The sequence below is a fragment of the Stenotrophomonas sp. genome (genome assembly GCF_050737575.1).
Lineage (GTDB): Bacteria > Pseudomonadota > Gammaproteobacteria > Xanthomonadales > Xanthomonadaceae > Stenotrophomonas.
On sequence record NZ_JBOHXW010000002.1, the window covers coordinates 425543 to 449961 of the forward strand.

General features: G+C 62.9%; 18 protein-coding genes and 10 tRNA genes. 19 read left to right on the forward strand and 9 right to left on the reverse strand.

Going from position 1 to position 24419, the window contains the following annotated elements:
- Positions 1-15: 15 nt before the first annotated feature.
- The 7 genes from ACREP4_RS05125 to ACREP4_RS05155 form a co-directional block, all read right to left on the reverse strand.
- Positions 16-555, reverse strand: coding sequence for a phosphatase PAP2 family protein (locus tag ACREP4_RS05125; RefSeq protein ID WP_431595101.1), 540 nt, complete (start codon positions 553-555; stop codon positions 16-18).
- Positions 536-1672, reverse strand: a complete 1137-nt coding sequence (locus tag ACREP4_RS05130; protein WP_431595102.1) for a glycosyltransferase family 4 protein — start codon at positions 1670-1672, stop codon at positions 536-538. Before ACREP4_RS05130 ends, ACREP4_RS05125 begins: the two co-directional genes overlap by 20 nt.
- Positions 1673-1906: 234 nt before the next feature.
- The gene (gene ppx, locus ACREP4_RS05135) at positions 1907-3433 is read right to left on the reverse strand and encodes an exopolyphosphatase (RefSeq protein ID WP_431595103.1); all 1527 of its coding nucleotides are present in this window, start codon (positions 3431-3433) and stop codon (positions 1907-1909) included.
- A gap of 211 nt (positions 3434-3644) precedes the next feature.
- Positions 3645-5726 carry a polyphosphate kinase 1 gene (gene ppk1, locus ACREP4_RS05140; RefSeq protein ID WP_431595104.1) on the reverse strand — a complete coding sequence of 694 codons (2082 nt, stop codon included), beginning with the start codon at positions 5724-5726 and terminating at the stop codon, positions 3645-3647.
- A complete protein-coding gene (phoR, locus tag ACREP4_RS05145) occupies positions 5723-7063 on the reverse strand; it encodes a phosphate regulon sensor histidine kinase PhoR (protein ID WP_431595105.1) in 1341 nt (446 codons plus the stop codon). Before phoR ends, ppk1 begins: the two co-directional genes overlap by 4 nt.
- A gap of 80 nt (positions 7064-7143) precedes the next feature.
- A complete protein-coding gene (gene phoB / locus ACREP4_RS05150) occupies positions 7144-7833 on the reverse strand; it encodes a phosphate regulon transcriptional regulator PhoB (RefSeq protein ID WP_431595106.1) in 690 nt (229 codons plus the stop codon).
- A 113-nt stretch (positions 7834-7946) separates the two neighbouring features.
- A complete protein-coding gene (locus ACREP4_RS05155; RefSeq protein ID WP_431595107.1) occupies positions 7947-9665 on the reverse strand; it encodes a M48 family metalloprotease in 1719 nt (572 codons plus the stop codon).
- A gap of 89 nt (positions 9666-9754) precedes the next feature.
- On the opposite strand from ACREP4_RS05155, the gene grxC reads away from it, so the two are divergent.
- The 3 genes from grxC to ACREP4_RS05170 all read left to right on the forward strand — a co-directional run bounded on the left by grxC (position 9755) and on the right by ACREP4_RS05170 (position 11579).
- Positions 9755-10048, forward strand: a complete 294-nt coding sequence (gene grxC, locus ACREP4_RS05160; RefSeq protein WP_431595108.1) for a glutaredoxin 3 — start codon at positions 9755-9757, stop codon at positions 10046-10048.
- Between the two features lie 53 nt (positions 10049-10101).
- Positions 10102-10437, forward strand: a complete 336-nt coding sequence (locus ACREP4_RS05165) for a carboxymuconolactone decarboxylase family protein (RefSeq protein WP_431595322.1) — start codon at positions 10102-10104, stop codon at positions 10435-10437.
- Between the two features lie 137 nt (positions 10438-10574).
- Entirely contained in the window at positions 10575-11579 is a 1005-nt protein-coding gene (locus ACREP4_RS05170) for an isocitrate dehydrogenase (protein ID WP_431595109.1), read from the forward strand.
- A gap of 200 nt (positions 11580-11779) precedes the next feature.
- Here the strand turns inward: ACREP4_RS05170 and ACREP4_RS05175 are convergent, their stop codons facing one another.
- Positions 11780-12541 (reverse strand): Bax inhibitor-1/YccA family protein, encoded by a 762-nt coding sequence (locus ACREP4_RS05175; protein WP_431595110.1) that lies wholly within the window; start codon positions 12539-12541, stop codon positions 11780-11782.
- Positions 12542-12678: 137 nt separating this feature from the next.
- On the opposite strand from ACREP4_RS05175, the gene ACREP4_RS05180 reads away from it, so the two are divergent.
- The 16 genes from ACREP4_RS05180 to ACREP4_RS05255 all read left to right on the forward strand — a co-directional run bounded on the left by ACREP4_RS05180 (position 12679) and on the right by ACREP4_RS05255 (position 22784).
- Positions 12679-12755, forward strand: a tRNA-Pro gene (locus tag ACREP4_RS05180).
- A 44-nt stretch (positions 12756-12799) separates the two neighbouring features.
- Positions 12800-12876: transfer RNA gene (locus ACREP4_RS05185), tRNA-Arg, on the forward strand.
- A 37-nt stretch (positions 12877-12913) separates the two neighbouring features.
- Positions 12914-12990 (forward strand) — tRNA-His (locus tag ACREP4_RS05190).
- A gap of 80 nt (positions 12991-13070) precedes the next feature.
- Positions 13071-13146, forward strand: a tRNA-Lys gene (locus tag ACREP4_RS05195).
- A gap of 112 nt (positions 13147-13258) precedes the next feature.
- Positions 13259-13334 (forward strand) — tRNA-Lys (locus ACREP4_RS05200).
- Positions 13335-13437: 103 nt separating this feature from the next.
- Positions 13438-13522, forward strand: a tRNA-Leu gene (locus ACREP4_RS05205).
- A gap of 178 nt (positions 13523-13700) precedes the next feature.
- Positions 13701-14996, forward strand: coding sequence for a trigger factor (tig, locus tag ACREP4_RS05210; protein ID WP_431595111.1), 1296 nt, complete (start codon positions 13701-13703; stop codon positions 14994-14996).
- Between the two features lie 67 nt (positions 14997-15063).
- Positions 15064-15690: an ATP-dependent Clp endopeptidase proteolytic subunit ClpP gene (gene clpP, locus ACREP4_RS05215; RefSeq protein WP_431595112.1), complete on the forward strand. Its 627-nt coding sequence runs from the start codon at positions 15064-15066 to the stop codon at positions 15688-15690.
- 126 nt (positions 15691-15816) lie between these two features.
- Complete coding sequence (gene clpX / locus ACREP4_RS05220) at positions 15817-17106, forward strand: ATP-dependent Clp protease ATP-binding subunit ClpX (RefSeq protein WP_431595113.1); 1290 nt, start codon at positions 15817-15819, stop codon at positions 17104-17106.
- A 144-nt stretch (positions 17107-17250) separates the two neighbouring features.
- A complete protein-coding gene (gene lon, locus ACREP4_RS05225; protein ID WP_431595114.1) occupies positions 17251-19707 on the forward strand; it encodes an endopeptidase La in 2457 nt (818 codons plus the stop codon).
- Positions 19708-19918: 211 nt separating this feature from the next.
- On the forward strand, positions 19919-20191 hold the full coding sequence (locus ACREP4_RS05230) for an HU family DNA-binding protein (protein ID WP_057633166.1): 273 nt from the start codon (positions 19919-19921) through the stop codon (positions 20189-20191).
- Positions 20192-20203: 12 nt separating this feature from the next.
- Positions 20204-20278, forward strand: a tRNA-Val gene (locus ACREP4_RS05235).
- Between the two features lie 30 nt (positions 20279-20308).
- A tRNA-Asp gene (locus ACREP4_RS05240) sits at positions 20309-20385 on the forward strand.
- A 79-nt stretch (positions 20386-20464) separates the two neighbouring features.
- Positions 20465-20541: transfer RNA gene (locus tag ACREP4_RS05245), tRNA-Asp, on the forward strand.
- A 63-nt stretch (positions 20542-20604) separates the two neighbouring features.
- Positions 20605-20681: transfer RNA gene (locus ACREP4_RS05250), tRNA-Asp, on the forward strand.
- 129 nt (positions 20682-20810) lie between these two features.
- The gene (locus ACREP4_RS05255) at positions 20811-22784 is read left to right on the forward strand and encodes a peptidyl-prolyl cis-trans isomerase (RefSeq protein WP_431595115.1); all 1974 of its coding nucleotides are present in this window, start codon (positions 20811-20813) and stop codon (positions 22782-22784) included.
- Positions 22785-23242: 458 nt separating this feature from the next.
- Here ACREP4_RS05255 and ACREP4_RS05260 read toward each other — a convergent pair whose 3' ends face one another.
- Positions 23243-24415, reverse strand: a complete 1173-nt coding sequence (locus tag ACREP4_RS05260) for a transglycosylase SLT domain-containing protein (RefSeq protein ID WP_431595116.1) — start codon at positions 24413-24415, stop codon at positions 23243-23245.
- Between the last annotated feature and the right edge of the window lie 4 nt (positions 24416-24419).

Below are 24419 nucleotides of genomic sequence, written 5' to 3' on the forward strand. Positions count from 1 at the left end.
CATTGTAGGGCCAGATCAGAACGGCAGTGGCCACAGCTGCAGCGAGGCGGCACCGAGCAGCACGCCGATGCCGGTGGCGGCGAGCACATCGCTGGGGTAATGCAGGCCCAACACCACCCGCGACAGCGCCACGCCGGCAGTGAACGGCACCAGCAGCGGCGCCAGCCACGGGTAATACGCCAGCGCCACCACGGTGAAGGACACCGCATGCAAGGTGTGGCCGGAAGGGAAGCTGTACTCGTCCAACGGTGCCACCCACGCGCGGATGCGCAGGTCGGCGGCGAATGGGCGCGGTCGGCGGGTCCAGCGCTTGAGCACCTTGTACAGCGTCAGTGCGACCACGCCGGTGGCCGCCATGTGCACCGATGCCTGCAGGCCATCGAGGCCGTCGGCGAGTACCAGCGCGCCCATCAACATGTACCAGAACACGCCGTCACCGAGTCGGCTCAGGATCGAGAACACCCGGCGGATGCCGCGACGACGGCCGTAGTGATTTGCGCGACGGCACCAGCGGGCCTCGCGGGCGGCGATACCTTCAGGCGGCAGCAATGGCATGGGGGCGTCTCCGGGTGGCCAGTTCGTCCAGCAATGCCTCAAATTCGATGACTACCTGTTCCGGGTGTAACCGCTGCATGGCCCGGCTGGCGTTGGCGCCGAGCGTGGCGCGCATCTCTTCGTCGCTGGCCAACTGCATGGCCGCGGCGATGAAGTTGTCATCGTTCTCCACGGCAACGCCGCTGTGGCCACTGCGCAGGTGCTCGCGCGCTGCGCCGTAGTTGAACGCCACCGTCGCCAAACCACTGGCCATGGATTCCAGCGTGACGTTGCCGAAGGTTTCGCTGCGGCTGGGGAACAGGAACAGATCACCGCTGGCGAAGTGGCGGGCAAGCGCGTCGCCGCGCTGCACGCCGCAGAAAATGAAGTCCGGGTTTTCGTACGCCAGCTTCTCGCGCTGTGGGCCATCGCCAATCCAGACGAAGCGGGCTTTCGGTCGTATCTGCTGGATGCGGCGAAAGGCTTTTACTGCCAGGCCAAGATTTTTTTCCGCCGCGATTCGGCCAACGTGCATCACCACCAAGCCGGCGCCTTCGATGCCCCATTCCGCGCGTAATGCCGCGTCGCGACGACACGGGTCGAACTGGCGCGCATCCACCGCACGCGCCAACTGACGCGCGCGGGCAAAACCGTTGTCCTGCAGAAACTGCCGCAGCTCGTTGGTCGGCACCAGCGTGGCATCGGCTTGGTTGTGGAAGCGGCGCATCCAGCCCAGCGCGGCGGCCTGTAACCAAGCGGCGCCATAGTCCGGCAGGTATTCGTCAAAGCGGGTATGCAGGCCCGAAGCCACCGGAATGCCAAGCCGCCGCGCGGTGCGCATCGCCGACCAGCCCAGCGGGCCTTCGGTGGCGATGTAGATGGCATCGGGGCGACGTTGCTGCCATTGGCGTGCGAGCCGTTGTGGGGCTGGCAAGCCGAAGCGCAGGCCCGGATAGCGAGGCAGGGCGGCGCCGCGGACCAGCATTTCATGCGCGGCGGCGGTGTCCTCGGCTTGGCGTGGCCGGACCAGATCCACCTCATGCCCGCGCCGACGCAATCCTTGTTCCAGGCTCTGGACGGTCAACGCAACGCCGTTGACCTCCGGCGGATAGGTCTCGGTGACGATGGCGTAGCGCATGGCAGCCTCCCGGTTTTCCGGCAGCATGCGGGCGCCCGATGGCGGCAATATGTCGGGGATATTCCGGTTGCATGACAGCTTGAAAAGGCGCGCTTCTTCAGCCTTCCCCTTGTCTTCTGGTCATCTGCGCGGCGCAAACACGCACTCCCTTTCGCGCAGCGAAGAGGAGTGTTTGGACGAGTGGCGTTTGGTGCCGTCACTTGCGCAAGCTGAAAGCCCGCGCGGCCTGCTGGCTCAGGCCACGAACGGGCGGAAGCTCAGGCCCAGGCCCGTCATGTTTTCGGCTTCGCCAACCAGATCGGCGCGCAGCAACGGGCGGGCATCGATGAAGTCCTTGGACAGCACCAGCGACAGCGTATTGCCATCGACGGACAGTTCCAGCGTCGGGATCGGATCCGACTCATGCGCGCGGTGCATCAGCACAGCCAATCGCAGCAACGCGGCGGTGCGTTTTGCCGGCAGTAGCAAGCGGTCCGGCAGCGCCTCGAAAGCACTCTTGGGAATGCCACGGCGATGCGTGCGGATCAACGCGGCCAGCATCTGCTGTTCCTGCCGCGAGAAGCCGGAGATATCCGAATGCTCAATCACGTAACTGCCGTGCGTGTGATAACCGCTGTGCGCGATCATCAATCCCAGCTCGTGCAGGCGTGCAGCCCAGCCGAGCATGCGGGCGTCGTCCGAATCCAGTTTCCAACTGTCCGCGACCTGCTCGAACAGGCGCTGCGCCGTGGCTTCAACACGTTGCGCCTGCGCTTCGTCGATGCTGTAACGCTTGGTCAGTGCAACGACCGATTCGTCGCGCGGATCGTTGTCGCTGGCGCGGCCCATGATGTCGTAGAGAATGCCCTCGCGCATCGCGGCCTTGCTGACCAACAATTTCTGCAGGCCCAGCGCCTGGAAGGCGGCTTCCAGCACCAGTACGCCACCGGCAATGATCGGCCGCCGCTCACTCGACAGTGTGGGCAGATTGATGTCGTCGATCTGTTTGGCGCGCAGCAGTTCTTCGCGCAGCTGCGGCAGCGCTTCGGCGGTGATCGCGCCCTTGCTCAGCTTCATCGCCGCGCAGATTTCGCTGATCGCCTTATGCGTGCCGGATGAGCCCAGCGCTTCCTGCCAGCCCAGCGCCTTGTACTTGTTGGCGAAAGGCTGGAACTCGGCGCCGATTTCGGTCAATGCATCTTTCCAGCGCTTCTTGCTCAACTTGCCGCCGGGGAAAAAGCGCCGCGTGCTGGCGATGCAACCGGCCTGCAGGCTTTCGCGTTCCAGCGTCTGCATGCCCTTGCCGATGATGAATTCGGTGGAGCCGCCGCCAATGTCGATCACCAGCCGGTGTTGGTCCGGTTTGGGCGGCTGCGCGTGGGCGACGCCGAGATAGATCAGGCGCGCTTCTTCGCGGCCGCTGACCACTTCAATGGCGTGGCCCAGCGCGGTTTCGGCTGGCATCAGGAACGACAGCGGTGAACGCAACTGGCGCACGGTATTGGTGGCCAGGGCGCGTACGCGATAGGGCGGAATAGTGCGGATACGCTGGCCGAAACGGGCCAGGCATTCGAGCGCGCGCTGGCGGGCTTCGGACGACAGGCCGCCTTTGCCATCCAGACCGTCGGCCATGCGTACGGTTTCGCGCAGGCGGTCGACCACCCGCAGCTGCCCGAGCAGGTAGCGCGCGATGACCATGTGGAAACTGTTGGAACCCAGGTCGATGGCGGCCAGCAGGTCGCCGTCCTGCAAGGGCGGGGGAGTCAGGGAGGACTGGGGCATGGCGGAATGGTAGCCGATGGTCGGGGGGCGGCGTCACCCCGTTTTCATGTGTGGATCGTTGCCGAGCCCCTAGGGCGCGGCAGGCCTTGCGCTGCAGCTGTCGCGTTTGTCACTGCAAGGCTGCTCGCTGATATGCGGAGGAGGAGCAGCAGGCGACCCCGCTCCATCCGACTGGATGGTAGAGGGGCCTGGCGCGGCTCAGTCCCGGTACTTACAAGCCTTCAAGCAGGGTTTGCTGGGCCGAATGCGGTGGTTGGCCGGCTGCCGGCTCGCATTGGCGGTAGCGGCCGTCGGCCTGCAGTTCCCAGGCGTTGAGGTTGTCGTCCAGGTAGTTCTGCAGCACGTCGCGGTAGATGCGGCGGGCCAGGTTGTTGTCCAGGATCGGGAAGCAGGTTTCCACGCGGCGCAGCAGGTTGCGTTCCAGCCAGTCGGCGCTGGCGCAGTACAGCTCCGGTGCGCCGTTGTTGCCGAACCAGTAAACGCGGCTGTGCTCCAGGAAGCGGCCGACGATGGAGCGCACGCGGATATTGTCCGACACGCCTTCCACGCCGGGACGCAGGGTGCAGGCACCGCGCACGATCAGGTCGATCTGCACGCCGGCCTGCGAGGCCGCATACAACGCACGGATCACCTGCGCCTCGTTGAGGGCATTCATCTTGGCGATGATGCGGCCCGGCTTGCCGGCCAGCGCCAGTTGCGTCTCGCGCTCGATGCGTTTGATCAGGCCCGGGTGCAGGGTGAAGGGCGACTGCAGCAGGCACTTGAGCTTCATCTTCGGCGCCAGCCCGGACAGCTGCTGGAACAACAGATGCACGTCGTTGCCGATGTCCGCATCGGCGGTGATCAGGCTCAGGTCGGTGTACGCGCGGGCAGTGCCGCTATGGTAATTGCCGGTGCCCAGGTGCACGTAACGGCGCAGCTTGCGGCCTTCGCGGCGCACGATCAGCAGCATCTTGGCGTGGGTCTTGAAGCCGACCACGCCGTACACCACCTGCACGCCGGCATCCTGCAGTCGGTCAGCCAGGCCGAGGTTGGCTTCTTCGTCGAAACGCGCGCGCAGCTCGACCACCACGGTCACGTCCTTGCCGTTGCGCGCGGCGAGGATCAGGGCTTCCACAATCCCGGAATCCTTGCCGGTGCGGTACAGCGTCTGCTTGATCGCCAGTACGTTCGGATCGACCGCCGCCTCGCGGATCAACTCCAACACCGTGCTGAACGAATCGAACGGATGGTGCATCAGGATGTCGTTGCGCGCGGCCATCTCGAAGATGCCTTCGGGCGTCTTGAGCACGCGCGGCACCATCGGTGGGTACTTCAGGTCTGCACGCTGCAGCAGGTCATACACCTGGATCACGCGGTTGAGATTGACCGGGCCATTGATGCGATACACCGCGTTTTCAGACAAGCCAAAGTTCTGCAGCAGCGTCTGCATGATCGGCTTGGGGCAGTCATGCGCGATTTCCAGGCGCACCGCCGGGCGATAGCCGCGGTCGACCAGTTCATCGCGCAACGCCAATGCCAGGTTCTCTACTTCTTCTTCGTCCACCACCAACTCGGAGTTGCGGGTGACGCGGAACTGATACGCGCCCTGGACTTCCATGCCCGGGAACAGCTCGTGGACAAAGGTCGACAGCACCGCCGACAGCAGCACGAAGTTCTGTGGGCCACCCAGTGATTCGGGCAATTGGATGATGCGCGGCAGCGAACGCGGTGCGCGCACCAGCGCCAGGTGGCCGGTACGGCCAAAGGCATCGGTGCCCTTGAGTACGACGACGATGTTCAGTGACTTGTTGAGGATCTTCGGAAACGGATGCGACGGGTCCAGACCGAGCGGCGACAGCACCGGCATGATCTCGTTGCGGAAGTACGCGCGCAGCCAACGGTGCTGGCGCGGCGTCCAGGACTTCTGCGCGAGGATGCCGACACCGGCCTCGGCCAGCGCAGGACGCAGTACTTCATTCCAGCAGCGGTACTGGTTGTCCACCAGTTCGGCAGCGCGGTCGTGGATGGCATTGAGGATGGCCTGCGGGCTCATGCCGTCCGGCGCCGGTGGCAGGCCGAACTCCTGTGCATGACGAACGGCCGCCGCGCGGATCTCGAAAAATTCATCCAGATTGGTGCAGGAAATGCACAGGAAACGCAGACGTTCCAGCAGTGGCACTTGTTCGTCCATCGCCTGCGCCAGCACGCGGAAGTTGAAGTCCAGCTGCGACAGCTCCCGGTTGATGTACAGCGCCGGGTCACGCAGCGGATCGGGAGCGATGACAACGGGTGCAGGGGCGGGAGGGTTCATGCCGGGAAGTCTTCCGTGGGTGCGTTCGTGGAGGTGGAGCTGCGTGGACGGACGTGTTCGGCATCGAAGTGGCAGGCAAACGTGCTGCCTTTGCCGACTTCGCTGCGGATGTCCAATCGCGCCTGATGCAAACCAAGAATGTGTTTGACGATGGACAGCCCCAAACCGGTGCCGCCGCTTTCGCGCGAGCGGCTGCTGGACACGCGGTAGAAGCGTTCGGTCAAGCGCGGCAGGTGGCCGGCCGGGATGCCGTAGCCGGTGTCGGTGACCGACAATGCCGCACCTTCGCCTTCACGGCTGAAAACAAGCGAAATGCGACCGCCGGCCGGCGTGTAACGTACCGCGTTGGTCAGCAGGTTGGAGAAGGCACTGTGTAGTTCCTTGTTGGAACCGGCCAGGTCCACGCCTGCTTTGTCTTCGACGGTGATGGTGTGGCGGCCCTGACTGTGCGCTTCGGCTTCGCGTCGCAGCGAGGCCAGCATCGAGGTCATCGGCACGGTTTCAAGTTCGGTGTGTTGCTGCGATTCCAGTCGCGACAGGGTGAGCAGGTCTTCGACCAACTGCGCCATGCGCTGCGACTGCTTGCGCATCTCGGTCAGCATCGGGCCGGTATCGGGGAAATCCTCCGGCTCCATCATGTCCAGGTAGCCGTGCACCACGGTCAACGGCGTGCGCAGTTCGTGCGAGACGTTGGCAACAAAATCGCGGCGTACCTGTTCCAGGTGCAGCAGCTTGGTGACATCACGCGCCACCAGCAGCCAGTGGTGATCCGAATACGGAATCAACCGCAGATGCAGGCGGATGCCCGGATCCACCGGCGAATTCGCATCGAGAATGGGTTCGGCATTGCGGCCGCCCGCCAGCCAATGTGCAAGCGGCAGCGGCTGCAAACGTTCGACCAGCGGTGCTTCCATATCGGTCGGATGCTGCAGGCCAAGCAAGCTGGTGGCCGCTTCGTTGAACCACTGCACACGCTGCGTGTTGCGATCCACCACCACCACCGCGTCGGGCAGTGCGGCGGCGGCGGCGCGATAACTGCGCAGCATCTCGATCAGGCGCCGCTTGCGTGTGCGCATTTCCTGCTGGTTGCGATACAGCAATCGGTCCAGTTCGTTCCACACGCCGGTGCCTTCGGAGGTCTCCCAACGTTGGCGAGCGGTGAGCCGCAACAACACTTTTCGCAACCGCCAGTAATGCCACGTCAGTACCGCCAAGGCCGCCGCTGCAACGGCCAGCGCCGGATGTCCGATCAGCAATCCCAATAGCCCGGCCAACAGCAACAGCACGGCCACAGTGGCCAGTGTCTTCAACCAGGCAGATCGAAATTTACGGGGCATTGCGCGCTCGGAATGGTGCAAGTGGAACTGGCAGGAGGAACCCGGGTTATAGCATCAAGCAGCAAAAGAAGCCGGCCGGTTCACGTGGACGCGGAGAACCGATAGCCGGCACCGCGCACGGTCTGCACCATGTCTTCGGCAGCAAACGGTTCCAGTGTTTTGCGCAGGCGACGGATGTGGACGTCGATGGTGCGTTCTTCCACATAGACGCTGCCGCCCCATACGTGGTCGAGCAACTGCGAACGCGTGTAGACGCGCTCGGGATGGGTCATGAAGAAATGCAGCAGGCGATATTCGGTCGGGCCGATCGGCACCGGCGCATCACCGGCAAACACGCGGTGCGCGGCGCCATCGATGCGGATGCTGCCGACTGCAACGCTGCCGTCTTCGTCGTCGTCGCGGGTACGTCGCATCACGGCACGGATGCGCGCCAGCAATTCGCGTGCCGAGAACGGCTTGACCACGTAATCATCGACGCCAGCTTCCAAACCACCGACGCGGTCGTTCTCTTCGCCACGGGCGGTGAGCATGATGATCGGCACATCGCGGGTCAGTGCCTCCTTGCGCCAGCGCCGGGCCAGCTCCAGCCCGCTGGTGCCGGGCAACATCCAGTCCAGCAGGATCATGTCCGGCACACGGTCGGCAATGGCGGTCTGTGCCTCCATTGCGTCGCCGGCATGCACCGGCTCGTACTCGCCCTTGCGCAGGGCGAAAGCGACCATGTCACGGATCGCGGGTTCGTCATCGACAATCAGGATGCGTTTCTGCACGTCGTGGCTACCGTTAAGCCCATCAAGCGGGGGATGCGCTCAGTAGACTACGGTTTGATGACGGGTTTGTGACATTGGCCGGCAGCAAACGTTGCCGGCCATGCAGGATCGGGTCAGTTGCGTGACATGTCCGGGTCACGCACGCCCAGCCGGCGCATTTCCAGCACGGTCGGCATGATCGATTCGATCCGGGCATCCACCCGTGCGCGACTCACGTAATCCAGCTCGGGACGCTTGAGCAGCGCCTGGAATTGGATCAAGGCCTGCTCCGGACGCCCGTTCAGATAGGCGGCTTCGGCATAGGCTTCGCTGGCGCGGGTGGCGTCGCCGGCCAACTCACTGGCGCGGCCGAAGCTGCTCTGCAGCACCGGATCGTCGCTGTTCCTGGTCAGCAACGGCCGCAGCATCGCCTGGGCGCGCTTACCGGCCGCTTCGCCGCCTTGTTCATTGAGGACGCCTGCGTAGGTCAGCGCCACCGGCCGGCTCTGGGGCAGGCGCTTGAGCAGGGCATCGAAGCGGCGATTGGCCTCGGCATGCCGACCGCTGCGGGATTCGGCCTCGCCCAGCGCCAGGTTGACCCAGAGGTTGTCGGGGTATTCGGTCTGCAGTTGCCGCAGGTCCTGCAGTGCCTGTGCGGTGGCCACACCGCCGTCGCGCAGGCGCGCAATCGCCACACCGTAGCGTTGCGGGTCCGTCAGGCCGTCCTTCTGGCTGCGCTTGAGGCTTTCGTACTCGCGCACCAGCTCCGACGGCGTGGGTGCGCTGAGCACGCGCAGTCGTTCGCGGGCCCAGTCGAACAACCCGGTCTCCCCGCGCGGCAAACCGGCGTCGGGGAGGTTCAGTTGCAGTCCGGCCGGCAACAGCGGGTTGCCTTGACTGCCAAGCGGATCACGGCTGGCGTCGGGCTCGGACGGATTGACGCGCTCCTGACGCACGCCGGTCGGGGTCTGCGTGGTCAGCAGCACCGTGTCTTTCTTCATCTGCTCGGCGCGTGCCTTGGCCTCGCTGATGCGGGTGATGTTGACCGGGTGGGTACGCAGGAAATCCGGCGTCGAGTAACCGCCTTGATTGCCGCGCATCGCGGCGGACATGCGCTCGAAGAAACCAGCCATCGCGTCCACGTCGTAACCGCTGCGGGCCAGCGTGCGGATGCCCAAACGGTCGGCCTCGGATTCGTTGGAGCGGGTGTAGTTGATCTGGCGCTGCTGCATCAGCCCCATGCCGGAGGTGATGGCCGCCATGGTGGCGTCGCTGGACGAATTGCCGCCGGCCTGCTGGGCGGCGATCACCGCGGCCAGCATGCCCAGCAGGATCGGAATCTGGTCGCGCTGGGCCCGTTCCACACCACGCAGCACATGCTGCTGGGTGACGTGGGCGATTTCGTGCGACAGCACCGCCGCCACTTCGTCCTCGCGCTCGGCGGTCAGCACCAGCCCGGCGTTCATGCCGATGTAGCCGCCCAGCGTGGCGAAGGCGTTGATCTGCCGGTCCTTCATCATGAAGAAGGTGTACTTCTGCTGCGGCTGGGCACTGTTGGAGCCCAGTCGCGTGCCCATGGTGTTGAGCCAGTCGTTCACCAGCGGGTCGTCGAGCAGGTAACCGTAGTTGCGCAACTCACGCAGCATCATGCCGCCGTACTCGGCCTGACGCGCCGGGGTCAGCAGTTCACCGGCCGACGAGCCGATGTCCGGCAGCTTGGTGTCATCGGCAAAGGACGGTGGGACGGCCAGGGCCAGGGTGACGGCGGTGGCGAGCAAAAGCGTGCGCAAGCGGTAGCTCCGGAAAAGGCTGGGCGGAGAATGACGGGGAACACAGTAGGCGATGTGAAGCACAGGTTAATCCGCAGTGTTCTGTTGATAGCGTCGAAAATCCGGTCGGCCGCTACCATATACAGACATTGTTTCCAGTCAGGAGTTTCCTTGTGAGCAACGAAACCAATGGCGCCAACGGCGCGCCGGAGATCACCATCTACTCCACCGCGGTTTGCCCGTACTGTGTGGCAGCCAAGAACTTCCTGAAAAGCAAGGGCCAGTCGTGGACCGAGGTGCGCATCGACCTGGATCCGGTCGCGCGCGAGAAGATGATGGCCAGCACCCGCCGCACCAGCGTGCCGCAGATCTTCGTCGGCGACGTTCACGTGGGCGGCTACGACGACATGATGGCGCTGCACCGCGAAGGCAAGCTGGAGCCGCTGTTTGCCGGGCAGGGCGCGTGAGCGCCGATAGCGAAAAGGACCGCCTGGCCGAGTTCACCGATTTCCGCCAGCGGATGAACCAGCGCATTCTGGCCGAGCCCAACCAGGTGGTCCGGCGCTTTTTCGCGCTGGACACCCAGACCTACCAGGCCGGCGCGCTGGACGTGAAGACCAAGGAACTGCTCGGCCTGGTCGCCTCGATGGTGCTGCGCTGTGACGACTGCATCAGCTACCACGTTGCCCAATGCAAGGACGCCGAGGTCAGCCGCGAGGAGTTCTTCGAGACCTTCTCGGTCGGCCTGGTGGTCGGCGGCTCGATCGTCATTCCGCACCTGCGGCGGGCGGTGGACTTCCTCGATCAGCTGGAAAGTGGCGCAGCCGAAGCCCCGGCCGGGCACGATCACGGCTGAACCCATACCTTGGTCCAGTTGGGAGGAGGGGGCTGGATCAGGCATAATTGCCAGTTGAAACCATTTCAATCGCGCCGGGTTCCGGGCAGCTGGCCGGGCGGGCGCTTTCTCTCCTCCCTGTTCGGAATACCAAGAAAATGACGCAGACAATCACCGTCATCCGTGGCGATGGCATCGGCCCGGAAATCATGGACGCAACCCTGTTCGTGCTCGACAAGCTCGGCACCGGGCTGCAGTACGAATTCGCTGATGCCGGCCTGGCCGCGCTGGAAAAGCACGGTGAGCTGATCCCGGCCACCACGCTGGAATCGATCACCAAGAACAAGGTCGCCCTGAAGAGCCCGCTGACCACGCCGGTCGGTGGCGGTTTCAGCTCGATCAACGTGGCCCTGCGTCGCCAGTTCGACCTGTACGCCAACGTGCGTCCGGCCATCTCGTTCCCGAACACCAAGTCGCGCTACGAGAACATCAACATGATCACGGTGCGCGAGAACACCGAAGGCGCCTACCTGGCTGAAGGCCAGGAAGTGTCGGCCGACGGCGAGACCGCGTTCTCCGGCACCCGCATCACCCGCAAGGGTTCCGAGCGCATCGTGCGTTACGCCTTCGAGCTGGCCCGCAGCACCGGCCGCAAGAAGGTCACCGCCGTGCACAAGGCCAACATCATCAAGTCGACCTCGGGCCTGTTCCTGAACGTTGCCCGTGAAGTCGCCGCCAAGTACCCGGAAATCGAATTCCAGGAAATGATCGTCGACAACGCCTGCATGCAGCTGGTGATGCGCCCGGAGCAGTTCGACATCCTGGTCACCACCAACCTGTTCGGCGACATCATTTCCGACCTGTGCGCCGGTCTGGTCGGCGGTCTGGGTCTGGCCCCGGGCGCCAACATCGGTGCCGAGGCGGCCATCTTTGAAGCCGTGCACGGCACCGCGCCGGACATCGCCGGTCAGGGCAAGGCCAATCCGGTCGCACTGATGCTGGCAGCGGCACAGATGCTGGATCACGTGGATCAGCCGCAGAACGCCGAGCGTCTGCGCAAGGCCATCGTCGCCACGATGGAAGCCAAGGATTCGCTGACCGGCGACCTCGGCGGCACCGGCACCACGATGGGCTTCGCCCAGGCCATCGCCAGCCGCGTCTGATCGCAGCGGCGGTAGTTGGTAGTGCAGAAACGGAGCGCGAAAGCGCTCCGTTTTTTTATTGTGGTTGGTTGCTGGCGCAATGCGAAAAGCACCCCTCCCTTGCGCAGCAGGGGAGGGGATGGGGAGGGCTTTTGCGTCCAGTACCCGCAAAAACAAAGGGCGCCCCAACGGGCGCCCTTCGCTTACAACCTGCGGCAACCTCAGTTGCGCGACTGCAACTTCGACAGCAGACGCAGGAACTCGATGTACAGCCACACCAGTGTGACCATCAGGCCGAATGCGCCGTACCACTCCATGTACTTCGGTGCGCCGGCTTCCACGCCGCTTTCGATGAAGTCGAAATCCAGCACCAGATTCAACGCCGCGATCACCACCACGAACAGGCTGAAGCCAATGCCGATCAGGCCCGAGTCGTGGATGAACGGGATGTTGATGTTGAAGAAGCCCAGCACGATGGTGGCCAGGTACACCAGCGCGATGCCGCCGGTCGCCGCAACCACGCCGAGCTTGAAGTTCTCGGTGGCCTTGATCAGTCCGCTGCGGTAGGCAAACAGCAGTGCGAACAGCGTGCCGAAGGTCAGGATCACCGCCTGGAACACGATGCCGTCGAAACGGGCTTCGTAGATCGCCGAGATCGAGCCGAGGAAGAAGCCTTCAGCCAGCGCATACAGCGGCGCGCTGACCGGTGCCCAGGTCTTCTTGAAGATCGTCACCAGCGACAGGATGAAGCCGACGATCATGCCGCCCCACAGATACAGGCGGCCGGCGGCGGCCAGTTCACCGGTGTCGGTGAGCGTGTTGTTCCAGGCGAAGGCGGCCGTCAACACGGCAAGCAACAGCAGGATGCTGGTCTTGCTGACGGTGCCGTTGATGGTCATCGCATCGGCGCCGCGTGAGACCACGCTGCCGCTGCCAAGGTCGAGGAAGGTTGATTCGGAAAGGGCTGGATTGCCGCTGCGCATGCCGTGCTCCATGGCTATTGGTGGGGGGACTGCGCAAAAGCATACCCGCATCCATTGAAGTGAAAATTATCGTTGACAGATTCGGTCGTAATCACAATAATGGCCGACTTCGCGGGGTGACCCGAGAGATTCACCGCCGGGGTATAGCGCAGTCTGGTAGCGCGCCTGCTTTGGGAGCAGGATGTCGGGGGTTCGAATCCCTCTACCCCGACCATCCGATGCACTCATGGGCGTTGGATTGCGACAATCCGGTTCTGAGCGCCCGTAGCTCAACTGGATAGAGCACCGGCCTTCTAAGCCGGCGGTTACAGGTTCGATTCCTGTCGGGCGCGCCAACTGGCGCAAGCGGTAGGCAAATTTAGGTTTTCAGTGGTGGCTGTAGCTCAGCTGGTTAGAGTTCCGGATTGTGATTCCGGCGGTCGGGGGTTCGAATCCCCTCAGCCACCCCACTGAACAAACGAAGCAACGGAGTCACATCCGGGGTTTCAAAAAAAAGAAGGGTGCGATAAGATTTGCACCCTGATTTTCAGGGCTGTTAGCTCAGTTGGTAGAGCAGTTGACTCTTAATCAATAGGTCCAAGGTTCGAATCCTTGACAGCCCACCAAATCGAAAAGCCATCAGAGCAATCTGGTGGCTTTTCCTTTTTATGTAAGCCCGGTGTTTTTGGGCTGGTGCGGAAATCACCTCGCGGTGTAGAATCCGCACCCAGAGTTTCAGGGCTGTTAGCTCAGTTGGTAGAGCAGTTGACTCTTAATCAATAGGTCCAAGGTTCGAATCCTTGACAGCCCACCAATTTGAAGCCATCGGAGCGATCCGGTGGCTTTTCTTTATCCGCCATTGGGTTGGCTTCCGCTTTGCGGATGTGCCTGCAACAATGGCGACCTGTACCGGCTTAGCGAAAGTGGCGGAATTGGTAGACGCCCTGGATTTAGGTTCCAGTGCCGCAAGGCGTGGGGGTTCGAGTCCCCCCTTTCGCACCATTGCCCGGTCTTGTCTGCCCACTCGGGGCGCTTCCGATTGTCATTGCACGCCCGCCACGGCTGGCGGTGACGGGCGATATCGGCCAAACTAAACGGCTGCGGCGCAGACCCGCTTCCTCACAACCGTTTCAACCATCACATCGTGCCGGGGCAGATGCCTCCGGTGGCAGGAGTCCACATGCAAGCTTCGATCGAATCCACCGGCAACCTGGAACGCCGCCTGAGCTTCTCGCTGCCGGAAGACCGTCTGCAGAGCCACATCAATGGCCGTCTGGGCGAAATCTCGCGTACCGCACGCATCAAGGGCTTCCGCCCGGGCAAAGTGCCGGCCAAGGTGATTGAACAGCGTTTCGGGCCGCAGGTGCGCGCCGAAGCAATGGACGGCCTGCTGCGCGAAACCTTCGATGCCGCCCTGCGCGAGCACGAGCTGCGCATCGCCGGTAATCCGCGTATCGACAAGGCTGGCGAAGGCGAATTCGACTTCGTGGCCACCGTTGAGCTGATCCCGGACTTTGGCGACGTCGACGTCACCAAGCTGACCGTGGTGCGCCACACCGCTGAAATCAGCGATGCCGACATCGATCAGATGATCGAAAACCTGCGTCAGCAGCGCCGCACCTGGAAGCCGGTCACTCGTGGCGCCCAGGAAGGCGACCTGGTCGGTCTGGAAACCTGGTCGCAGGCTGGCGACGAGCGTCTGCCGGCTGAAGGCACCGAGAAGGGCACCATCATCATCGGCCAGGGCATGATGTTCGAGCAGATCGAACAGGGCCTTGTCGGTATGGCCAAGGGCGAAGAAAAGACCCTGGACGTCGAGTTCCCGGCTGACTGGCGCGTGCCGGCCCTGGCCGGCAAGTCGGTCAAGGTCACGGTGGTGGTCACCGAGGTTTCCGAGCAGGAAATGCCGGAAGTCGACACCGCGTTCATCAAGAGCTTCGGCGTCAAGAATGGCGACGTGGAGCAGTTCCGCGCCGACATCCGTTCCAACCTGGAGCGCGAGCTCAAGGGTGCGCTGATGAATCGTCTGCGTCGCGAAGTTGGCGAGCAGCTGATCGCGGCCTACGCTTCGGTCGAACTGCCGCCGCGTCTGGTGGAGAACGAAGCCCGTTCGATGCTGGCTCAGCAGGTGGACGCCATCCGTCGCCAGGGCGGCAACCCGGGCCAGGTGCCGGCCGATGCCCACGAGGGCTTCAAGGATGCAGCTTCCAAGCGCGTGCTGGTCGGCCTGCTGGTCGGTGAAGTGGCCCGCAAGAACGAGCTGCGTCTGGATCCGAAGCGCCTGAACGAAACCATGCGTCTGATTGCTTCCACCTACGAAGAGCCGGATCAGGTCATTGAGATGTACCGCAATGATCCCCAGCTTATGGCTGGCCTGCAGAACCGTGTGATGGAAGAGCAGGTGATCGATTGGATCGCCGAGCGTGCCCAGCACACCGAGCAGCCGCTGTCGTTCCAGGAAGCCATCCGCCAGTAATCGGCGGGCGTTACGTCCCCGCGCTTCGGCGCGGGGTGTGTCCTCCCAAGAATAGGTGCCTCACGAAATGGACAACCGAACCAAAGCATTGAACATGGTTCCGATGGTGGTCGAGCAGACCAGCCGCGGCGAGCGCGCCTATGACATCTATTCGCGCCTGCTCAAGGAGCGCCTGATTTTCCTGGTCGGTCCCATCGACGACCACATGGCCAACCTGGTAGTGGCGCAGCTGTTGTTCCTTGAATCGGAAAACCCGGAAAAGGAAATCAACATCTACATCAACTCGCCGGGTGGCGTGGTCACCGCCGGCATGGCGATCTACGACACCATGCAGTACATCCGGCCGGACGTGAGTACCACCTGCATCGGCCAAGCCGCCTCGATGGGCGCGCTGCTGCTGGCGGCGGGTGCACCGGGCAAGCGTTATGCGCTGCCGAATTCGCGGGTGATGATCCATCAGCCGCTGGGCGGCTACCAGGGGCAGGCCACGGATATCGACATCCATGCCCGTGAAATCCTCACCCTGCGTTCGCGCCTGAACGAAGTGATGGCCAAGCACACCGGCCAGCCGCTGGAGACCATCGCCCGGGATACCGAGCGTGACAACTTCAAGAGCGCAGCCGAGGCAGTGGCGTACGGCCTGGTCGACCAGGTGCTCGAGCGCCGTCCGGAAGAGACGATTCAGCCGTCCTGACGGTGCAAGTAGCCGAAAATACGGCATTTTTTGCAGGGTCGGCACGGGACTGATGTCCCTCCGGCCCTGTGCTATTCTCGAATTCGAACCCCCTGATCAGAGGGGGAGCAACTGGGTAAGCGAAGCATGAGCGAAGACCGGCAAGGTCGTACCGGGGACAGCAGCGGCAAGATTCTGTACTGCTCGTTCTGCGGCAAGAGTCAGCATGAAGTACGCAAGCTGATCGCGGGCCCGAGCGTGTTCATCTGTGATGAATGCGTGGAGCTGTGCAACGACATCATCCGTGAGGAGCTTGAGGAAAAGGCGCAGTCGGCGCGCAGTTCGCTGCCCAAGCCGCGTGAGATCCTCGAGGCCCTGGACCAGTATGTGATTGGCCAGACCCGCGCCAAGCGCACGCTTGCCGTCGCGGTGTACAACCATTACAAGCGCATCGAGAGCCGTCAGAAGAGCGACGACGTCGAGCTGTCCAAGTCCAACATCCTGCTGGTTGGTCCGACCGGTTCGGGCAAGACGCTGCTGGCGGAAACGCTGGCGCGGCTGCTCAACGTGCCGTTCACCATGGCCGATGCCACCACGCTGACCGAAGCCGGTTACGTCGGTGAGGACGTGGAAAACATCATCCAGAAGCTGCTGCAGAAGTGCGACTACGACGTCGAGAAAGCACAGCAGGGCATCGTCTATATCGATGAAATCGACAAGATCTCGCGCAAGAGCGAGAACCCGTCGATCACCCGTGACGTGTCCGGCGAAGGCGTGCAGCAGGCACTGTTGAAGCTGATCGAAGGCACGGTGGCCAGCGTGCCGCCGCAGGGCGGTCGCAAGCACCCGCAGCAGGAGTTCCTGCAGGTCGACACCAAGAACATCCTGTTCATTTGTGGCGGCGCGTTTGCCGGCCTGGACAAGGTGATCCAGCAGCGTTCATCGGACAGCAGCAGCATTGGCTTTGGTGCCAAGGTGAAGAGCGCCGAGCGCAAGCAGGAAGTGGGCAAGGTGCTGGCCGAGGTCGAGCCGGAAGATCTGATCAAGTTCGGCCTGATTCCGGAGTTCGTCGGCCGCTTGCCGGTGGTGGCGACGCTGGAAGAGCTGGACGAGCCGGCGCTGATCCAGATTCTGACCGAGCCCAAGAACGCCATCACCAAGCAGTTCAAGAAGCTGTTCGAGATGGAGAACGTGGAGCTGGAGTTCCGTCCGGACGCGTTGTCGGCCATTGCCAAGAAGGCGCTCAAGCGCAAGACCGGCGCCCGTGGCCTGCGCACCATCGTTGAATCGGTGCTGCTGGACACGATGTACGAGCTGCCGTCACAGGAAAACGTGAGCAAGGTGGTCGTGGACGAGTCGGTCATCGAGAACAAATCCGAGCCGTACATCATCTACGAAACACCGCCGGCACCGGCCAAGGCCGCCTCCGGCGACTGAAGCTGCAGCAGCCGGCCGTGAATCAGGCTGTTGCCTGTTCACGTTCAGCTTCCAACGCCTCTTGCAACACCTCGCCGATGGCCCCATAACGGGGCCATCGGCTTTTTTATTTGGCCTTTCCTGATACTTGCGGAGCCCGCCCCCATGGCCCAGTCCCAACTCGAAGTTCTCGACCTGCCGGTCCTGCCACTGCGCGACGTGGTGGTGTTCCCGCACATGGTCATCCCCTTGTTCGTGGGACGTGACAAGTCCATGCAGGCGCTGGAACGCGCCATGGAAGCGGACAAGCGCATCCTGCTGGTCGCCCAGAAGTCCGCTGAAACCGATGATCCGGGCGCGGATGACCTGTACACGGTCGGCACGCTGGCGCAGGTATTGCAGTTGCTGAAGTTGCCTGATGGCACGATCAAGGTACTGGTCGAAGGCCTGTCGCGTGTGAGCGTGGACAAGGTCTATGAACAGGACGGCGCGCTGCAGGGCCATGGCATCGAAATCGAAGCGAACGAGTCGCGTGAATCACGCGAGATCGAGGCGATTGCCCGCTCGTTGATGTCGCTGTTCGAGCAGTACGTCAAAACCAATCGCAAGCTGCCGCCGGAGCTGCTGCAGACCCTGGCCGGCATCGAAGAGCCGGCGCGTCTGGCCGACACCATTTCCGCGCATATCGGCGTGCGTCTGGCCGACAAGCAGAAGCTGCTGGAAACTCTGTTGGTCGGCGACCGTCTGGAAATGCTGGTCGGCTTGGTCGATGGCGAAATCGATGTGCAGCAGCTGGAAAAGCGCATCCGCGGTCGCGTCAAATCGCAGATGGAAAAGAGCCAGCGCGAGTACTACCTCAACGAGCAGATGAAGGCCATCCAGAAAGAACTGGGTGACCTGGACGATGCGCCGGGTGAGTTGGATGAGCTGGCGCGCAAGATTGCCGAAGCTGGCATGCCCAAGGCGGTGGAAACCAAAGCCAAGGCCGAGCTCAACAAGCTCAAGCAGATGTCGCCGATGTCCGCTGAAGCGGCCGTGGTGCGCAACTATCTGGATTGGCTGCTGGGCGTGCCGTGGAAGAAGCGCACCAAGGTGCGCAAGGATCTGAAGGCTGCGCAGGACACGCTTGATGCCGACCATTACGGTCTGGACAAGGTCAAAGACCGCATTCTTGAATACTTGGCGGTGCAGTCGCGCGTGAAGCAGATGAAGGGGCCGATCCTGTGCCTGGTCGGGCCGCCGGGTGTGGGCAAGACCTCGCTGGGGCAGTCCATCGCCAAGGCGACCAACCGCAAGTTCGTGCGCATGTCGCTGGGCGGCGTGCGTGACGAGGCCGAAATCCGTGGCCATCGTCGTACTTACGTCGGCTCGATGCCGGGCCGCATCGTGCAGAACCTCAACAAGGTTGGCAGCAAGAACCCGCTGTTCGTGCTCGATGAAATCGACAAGATGTCGATGGACTTCCGTGGCGATCCGTCTTCGGCGCTGCTGGAGGTGCTCGATCCCGAGCAGAACAACGCATTCAACGATCACTACCTGGAAGTGGACCTGGACCTGAGCGAAGTGATGTTCGTTGCGACCTCGAACTCGCTGAACATTCCGGGCCCGCTGCTGGACCGCATGGAAGTGATTCGCATCCCGGGTTACACCGAGGATGAAAAGCTCAATATCGCCACGCGCTACCTCGCGCCCAAGCAGCTCAAGGCCAATGGCTTGAAGGTTGAAGAGCTGGTCATCGAGGAAGACGCCATCCGCGACATCGTGCGCTATTACACGCGCGAATCCGGCGTGCGTAACCTGGAGCGCGAAGTCGCCAAAATCTGCCGCAAGGTGGTCAAGGAACTTGCCCTGGCCGGCCCGCAGCCGGTGAAGAAGGCCGTCAAGAAGGGCGCCAAGAAACCCAAGGCCTTGGTGGTGGTGGATGCCAAGAATCTGGACAAGTACCTTGGCGTGCGTCGCTTCGACTTCGGCCGTGCCGAGGAAGAAAACGAGATCGGCTTGGTCACGGGCCTGGCCTGGACGGAAGTCGGCGGCGAGCTGCTGCAGGTGGAATCGACCTTGATTCCGGGCAAGGGCGCGGTGACGTTGACCGGCCAGCTCGGCAATGTGATGAAGGAATCGGCTACCGCTGCGTTGTCGGTGGTGCGCGCCCGCGCCGAAGCGCTGGGCATCGATGTCGACTTCCTGCAGAAGCACGACGTGCATCTGCATGTGCCCGACGGCGCCACGCCGAAGGACGGCCCGAGCGCAGGTATCGCAATGGTCACCTCGCTGGTGTCCACCTTGACCAAGGTGCCGGTGAAGGCAGAAGTGGCGATGACGGGCGAAATCACCCTGCGTGGCCGTGTCACGGCCATTGGCGGCTTGAAGGAGAAGCTGCTGGCCGCGCTGCGTGGCGGCATCCGCACCGTCATCATTCCGGATGAGAACCGCAAGGATCTGGCCGACATTCCGGTCAACGTCACCCGCGACTTGAAGATCGTGCCGGTGAAATGGATCGATGAAGTGTTGGACATCGCACTGGAGTCGCCGTTGGCGCCGAAGAAAGTCGGCAAGAGTGCGCAGCGTGTCACGGTGCGAGGCAAGGCCAAGGCAGCTCCCACAACGCGCGTCAAGCACTGAAGTGTGAACGCAAAACCCCCTGAAACCCGCGTCATTGCTGGCTTTTCAGCTTGCGCGGGTAGGGGGGCGCTGGTATAAAAGTGCGACTCACGTACCTACCGATTCTCGGGTGACGTGTTTGCATGCTCTTCTGGTCACTGTTGTCTTTGCGAAGACGTGCGGTGACCACCCAAACTATTCCGCGGATGTACCGCAAAGGGAGTTTTACAGAATGAACAAGACCGAATTGATTGACGGCGTTGCCGGCGCTGCTGACCTGTCCAAGGCTGAAGCTGGCCGTGCGGTTGACGCAGTCATCGCCGAGATCACCAAGGCCCTGAAGAAGGGTGAGACGGTGACTCTGGTTGGCTTCGGTACGTTCCAGGTTCGCGAGCGCGCTGAGCGCACCGGTCGCAATCCGAAGACCGGCGAAGAGATCAAGATCGCGGCTGCAAAAAATCCTGCGTTCAAGGCTGGTAAAGCCCTGAAGGACGCTGTAAACTAAGCGGCTCACCGGGGGTGCTTAGCTCAGTGGTAGAGCGTCTCCCTTACACGGAGAGGGTCGGGGGTTCGAAGCCCTCAGCACCCACCAAAAAGCATCACCAGTAAAAGCGTTAGAAGTGGAGCGGTAGTTCAGTTGGTTAGAATGCTGGCCTGTCACGCCGGAGGTCGCGGGTTCGAGTCCCGTCCGCTCCGCCACTTCATACACGCCCCTGAGTAATCGGGGGCGTTGTTTTCTCAAGCCCTCGGGTGAGAGAAAACAAACCAGGTTAAATGCGGAGCGGTAGTTCAGTTGGTTAGAATGCTGGCCTGTCACGCCGGAGGTCGCGGGTTCGAGTCCCGTCCGCTCCGCCATTTATCCAGTCATTCCTCGGAATGCGCATCATCGGTTTACCGGTGGTGGACGAGTCAAAACTCGGAGCGGTAGTTCAGTTGGTTAGAATGCTGGCCTGTCACGCCGGAGGTCGCGGGTTCGAGTCCCGTCCGCTCCGCCAGTTGTCTCAAAAGCCCTCGGCGTAAGCCGGGGGCTTTTTCTTTGGGCTGTACCTGGCGGTGGCCGTGTTGGGACTCGGACGGGAAGCGGGTTACACTGCGCGGCTCGCCAACAGGCCCTGATTTTTCCCATGCTGCAGAAACTTCGCGACAAGACCTCAGGCTGGATCGTTACGGTGATCGTGAGCCTGCTGATGATTCCGTTCCTGTTCGTGATCGACAACAGCTACCTCGGTGGTGTCGGTTCGCAGAACGTGGCCAAGGTTTCAGCACCGCCGTCGTGGTGGCGCTCGGCACCGTCCTGGTGGCCGGTATCTTTCCTGTGGAGCCATCACGAAGTAAGCGTTGATGAATTCCGCACGCGCTTTGAGCAGGCGCGCATGGATGCCCGTGAACAGCAGGGCGAAAACTTCGATCCGCGCGAGTTCGAGAGCACCGAGAACAAGCGTGTCGTGCTGGATCAGCTGATCGATGAGCAGGTGGTTCGCTTGGCTGCCGAAGAGGCGCACATCGTGATTGGTGATGCGGCCGTGCGCGAATACATCGCCGGTATTCCTGCATTCCAGCGCGACGGCAAGTTCGATCCGGACCAGTACAAGATGGCGCTGGCGCAGAGCATGCCGCCGCGTACGCCGGCGATGTTCGAGCAGCTGGTGCGTACCAGTCTGCAGCAGTCGATCATTCCTACCGCACTGGCACAGTCGGGTTTCGCTACCAAGGGCGAAGCCGAGCGTCTGTTGAAGCTGCTGGGTGAAACGCGTGATGTCGAATTTGCGCTGCTGCCGGTGGCCGAAGTAGATACCGCGCCGGTCAGCGATGCGGAGATCAAGCAGTGGTACGACGCGCACCCGAAGGATTTCCTGCAGCACGAATCGGTGTCCATTGAATACGTCGAACTCAACGCGGCGAACATGCCGGCTGTTGCGGCGGCCAACGAGGCCACGCTGCGCAGCCGTTATGAAGAAGAGAAGGCCCGCTTTGTCAGCGCTGATGAGCGTCTGGCTTCGCACATCCTGATCTCTGCCGGTAGCGATGAAGCTTCGCAGAAGGCCGCCGAAGCCAAGGCCGCCAAGCTGGCGGCGGATGCCAAGCTGCCGGGCGCGGATTTCGCCGCGCTGGCCAAGGCCAACTCCGATGACGGCGGTTCCAAGAACAGTGGCGGTGATCTGGGTTGGGTGCAGAAGGGCGTGATGGTCAAGCCGTTCGAAGATGCACTGTTCGCGATGAAGGCCGGTGAGATTGTTGGCCCGGTCAAGAGCGAATTCGGTTACCACGTGTTGCAGCTGCGCGAGATCAAGGGCGGCGAAGGCCGTTCGTTCGAGGAAGTACGTGACCAGCTGGCTGCCGAGCAGCTGCAGGCCGACACCGAGCGTGCGTTCAATGACTTGAGCGGCCGTCTGGTCGATCTGGTCTACAAGAACCCGACCGCGCTGGAGCCGGCGGCCAAGGAAGTGGGCTTGCCGGTGCAGACGCTGGGCCCGTTCACCGAGGCGACCGCCAATGGCATTGCCACCAATCCGGCGGTGCTGAAGGCTGCTTTCTCCGAGACGCTGGTGGAAGACGGCACGGTGAGTGATCCGATCGAGATCGCGCCGAACCACAGTGTGATGATCCGTGTTACCGCGCATACGCCGGAGCAGGCCACGCCGCTGGCGCAGGCGCGTGAGCAGGTGATTGCAGCGGTACGCGCCAATCGCACCAAGGAAGCCCAGCAGAAGGCGGCTGACGCGTTGCTGGCCAAGTTGAAGGAAGGTCAGACCCTGCAGGCGCTGGCGCCGGCAGAAAAGCTGCAGCTGCTGCCGGTCCCGGGCCTGCCGCGTGGTGCGCCGATGCCGTCGGCCGCTGCCAACCAAGCCGTGTTTGCCGCCGCACCGCCGGCTGCTGCCGATAAGCCCAGCTACGGCAAGGTCGCCATGGAAGACGGTCGTTACGCCGTGTTCGCCGTGACCAAGGTGACGCCGGGCAACATGGCGGAAGTGCCGGAGCCGCAGCAAGCCATGCTCAAGCAGCAGCTAAGCCAGATTGATGGCGCTGCCGCCGCCAAGGCGTATGTCGACGGCATGCGCAAGCACTTCAAGGTGCAGGTGCAGGAATCCCAGCTCTGATTCGTTGGAGTTGATGGAAACGAAAAGCCCGGCCATTGGCCGGGCTTTTTGTTGGGTGTTTGTTTTGTGTAGAGCGCTGCAGGATCGCTGTGGATGGGATTCCTGTGACACGAGGCCGCTGTGGGCGACGTGAGTCGCGAGGCGGTTGATCTTGTCTAAGCGTGTTGCAGGGTTTGAATGGGTTGCTCGCGCGACATGGCCGCATTCGTGGCTTCGCGTTCTCATTGCTCACGTGTAAAGCGTGTGGCGTTTGCGTGGTTCGCGCGTCGGAGCGGCCATCCGCTGCGAAGGTGATGCGTTCTGCAGCGGCGTGTACGTCGCGGCTGTCAGTCATGGCGAACCCGGCATGTCTTGCGGTTGGGTTCGTTCCTGCGAATGCACGGCGACTTGGCAGAGCATGAAACAGAAAGCCCGGCGCAAGGCCGGGCTTTCCAGTGTGCCTCCGAGACGCTGCTCGCTCAGCGGACGTCTTCAAACCTCAGCACCATGCCCGGGCGAAGTATCGCGCTGGCTTCGAGGTCGTTGAACGACAGCAGCGTCTTGACCGAAATACCGTAGCGACGGGCAATCGTCCAAGCCGATTCGCCGTTGCGGACGGTGTGGCGGCGTGCGCTGCTGGTTGATGCAACGCTGCGCACCCGTGCCGGGGCTGCTGCGGCTGGGCTTGACGCCGGAGTGCTTGCTGTTTCGGCCAGGGTAACCAGCGGTTCGAGCGCAGGCTCATTGCCGCTACCGATAAAGGTCGGCGCCAGCACGCGGCTGCCGGCGCGGGCACCGGTCAGTGCCGGGTTGAGCCGTGCGATGCGGGACGGATCCAGCGCGTTCTGCGCCGACCAGCTTGCCAATGAGGTATTGGCCGGCAATGTGTGACCCTTGAGAATCGGCACCGGGCGATTGAGCGAGGCCATGAGGTCCGGCTCTTTCTCGGCCTGTTCCAACACGCAGGCCAGCGCGTGCAGCTTTTCCACGTACGAGTAGGTGATCGGCGACAGGCCAGGCAGTTCGGCCGCACGGGCGTTTTGTGCGTTCATGCCGCCACGACGCAGAGCCTGCAGGATGCGGTACTCACCGGCGTTGTAGGCCATCACCGCCAACTGCCAGTCACCGGCGAACATGCCGTGCAGGGTCTTGAGGTAACGCACCGCGGCGCGGGTGGAGTCCACCGCCGACAAGCGGCCGTCATAGCCCTTTTCCATCGGCACGCGATGGTTGCGTGCGGTGGTGGCGATGAACTGCCACAGCCCGGCGGGGCCGCTGGGGTTGCGGGCGCCCGGACGATAGCCGCTTTCGACAAACGGAATCAGTGCGAATTCGGTGGGCAGGTTGGCGGCGCGCAGCTCGTCGACCACATAGCCAAACAGCGGCAGGGCATCGTCTTCAACATTGCCCAGACGGGCCGGGGCGTGTGCGAACTGCTTGCGCCAGCGCGGGCTGGTGGCTTCGGCATCGCATTGCGGCGCGGCCAGGCCTTCACGGAAATTGGCGAAGATCTCGCGGCCGTTGCGGGTGGTGGCTGGCGGCAGTTCGGCCGGATCAATCGGCAGCGCGCCGAGCGCGGCGATGTTCTGGGTCAGGCCGGCACTGGCGGGCAGCGACTGCGCACTGGAAGCGCTGCTGACGCCGAGCAACATGCCC

Coding starts and splice junctions, on each gene's coding strand:
- clpX (WP_431595113.1), top strand. CDS start 15,817: ATGAGCGAAGACCGGCAAGGTCGTACCGGGGACAGCAGCGGCAAGATT.
- phoR (WP_431595105.1), bottom strand. CDS start 7,063: ATGCCCCGTAAATTTCGATCTGCCTGGTTGAAGACACTGGCCACTGTG.
- ACREP4_RS05260 (WP_431595116.1), bottom strand. CDS start 24,415: ATGTTGCTCGGCGTCAGCAGCGCTTCCAGTGCGCAGTCGCTGCCCGCC.
- ACREP4_RS05125 (WP_431595101.1), bottom strand. CDS start 555: ATGCCATTGCTGCCGCCTGAAGGTATCGCCGCCCGCGAGGCCCGCTGG.
- ACREP4_RS05175 (WP_431595110.1), bottom strand. CDS start 12,541: ATGCGCAGCGGCAATCCAGCCCTTTCCGAATCAACCTTCCTCGACCTT.
- ppx (WP_431595103.1), bottom strand. CDS start 3,433: ATGCCCCAGTCCTCCCTGACTCCCCCGCCCTTGCAGGACGGCGACCTG.
- tig (WP_431595111.1), top strand. CDS start 13,701: ATGCAAGCTTCGATCGAATCCACCGGCAACCTGGAACGCCGCCTGAGC.
- ACREP4_RS05230 (WP_057633166.1), top strand. CDS start 19,919: ATGAACAAGACCGAATTGATTGACGGCGTTGCCGGCGCTGCTGACCTG.
- lon (WP_431595114.1), top strand. CDS start 17,251: ATGGCCCAGTCCCAACTCGAAGTTCTCGACCTGCCGGTCCTGCCACTG.
- ACREP4_RS05255 (WP_431595115.1), top strand. CDS start 20,811: ATGCTGCAGAAACTTCGCGACAAGACCTCAGGCTGGATCGTTACGGTG.
- clpP (WP_431595112.1), top strand. CDS start 15,064: ATGGACAACCGAACCAAAGCATTGAACATGGTTCCGATGGTGGTCGAG.
- ACREP4_RS05170 (WP_431595109.1), top strand. CDS start 10,575: ATGACGCAGACAATCACCGTCATCCGTGGCGATGGCATCGGCCCGGAA.
- ACREP4_RS05130 (WP_431595102.1), bottom strand. CDS start 1,672: ATGCGCTACGCCATCGTCACCGAGACCTATCCGCCGGAGGTCAACGGC.
- ppk1 (WP_431595104.1), bottom strand. CDS start 5,726: ATGAACCCTCCCGCCCCTGCACCCGTTGTCATCGCTCCCGATCCGCTG.
- ACREP4_RS05165 (WP_431595322.1), top strand. CDS start 10,102: ATGAACCAGCGCATTCTGGCCGAGCCCAACCAGGTGGTCCGGCGCTTT.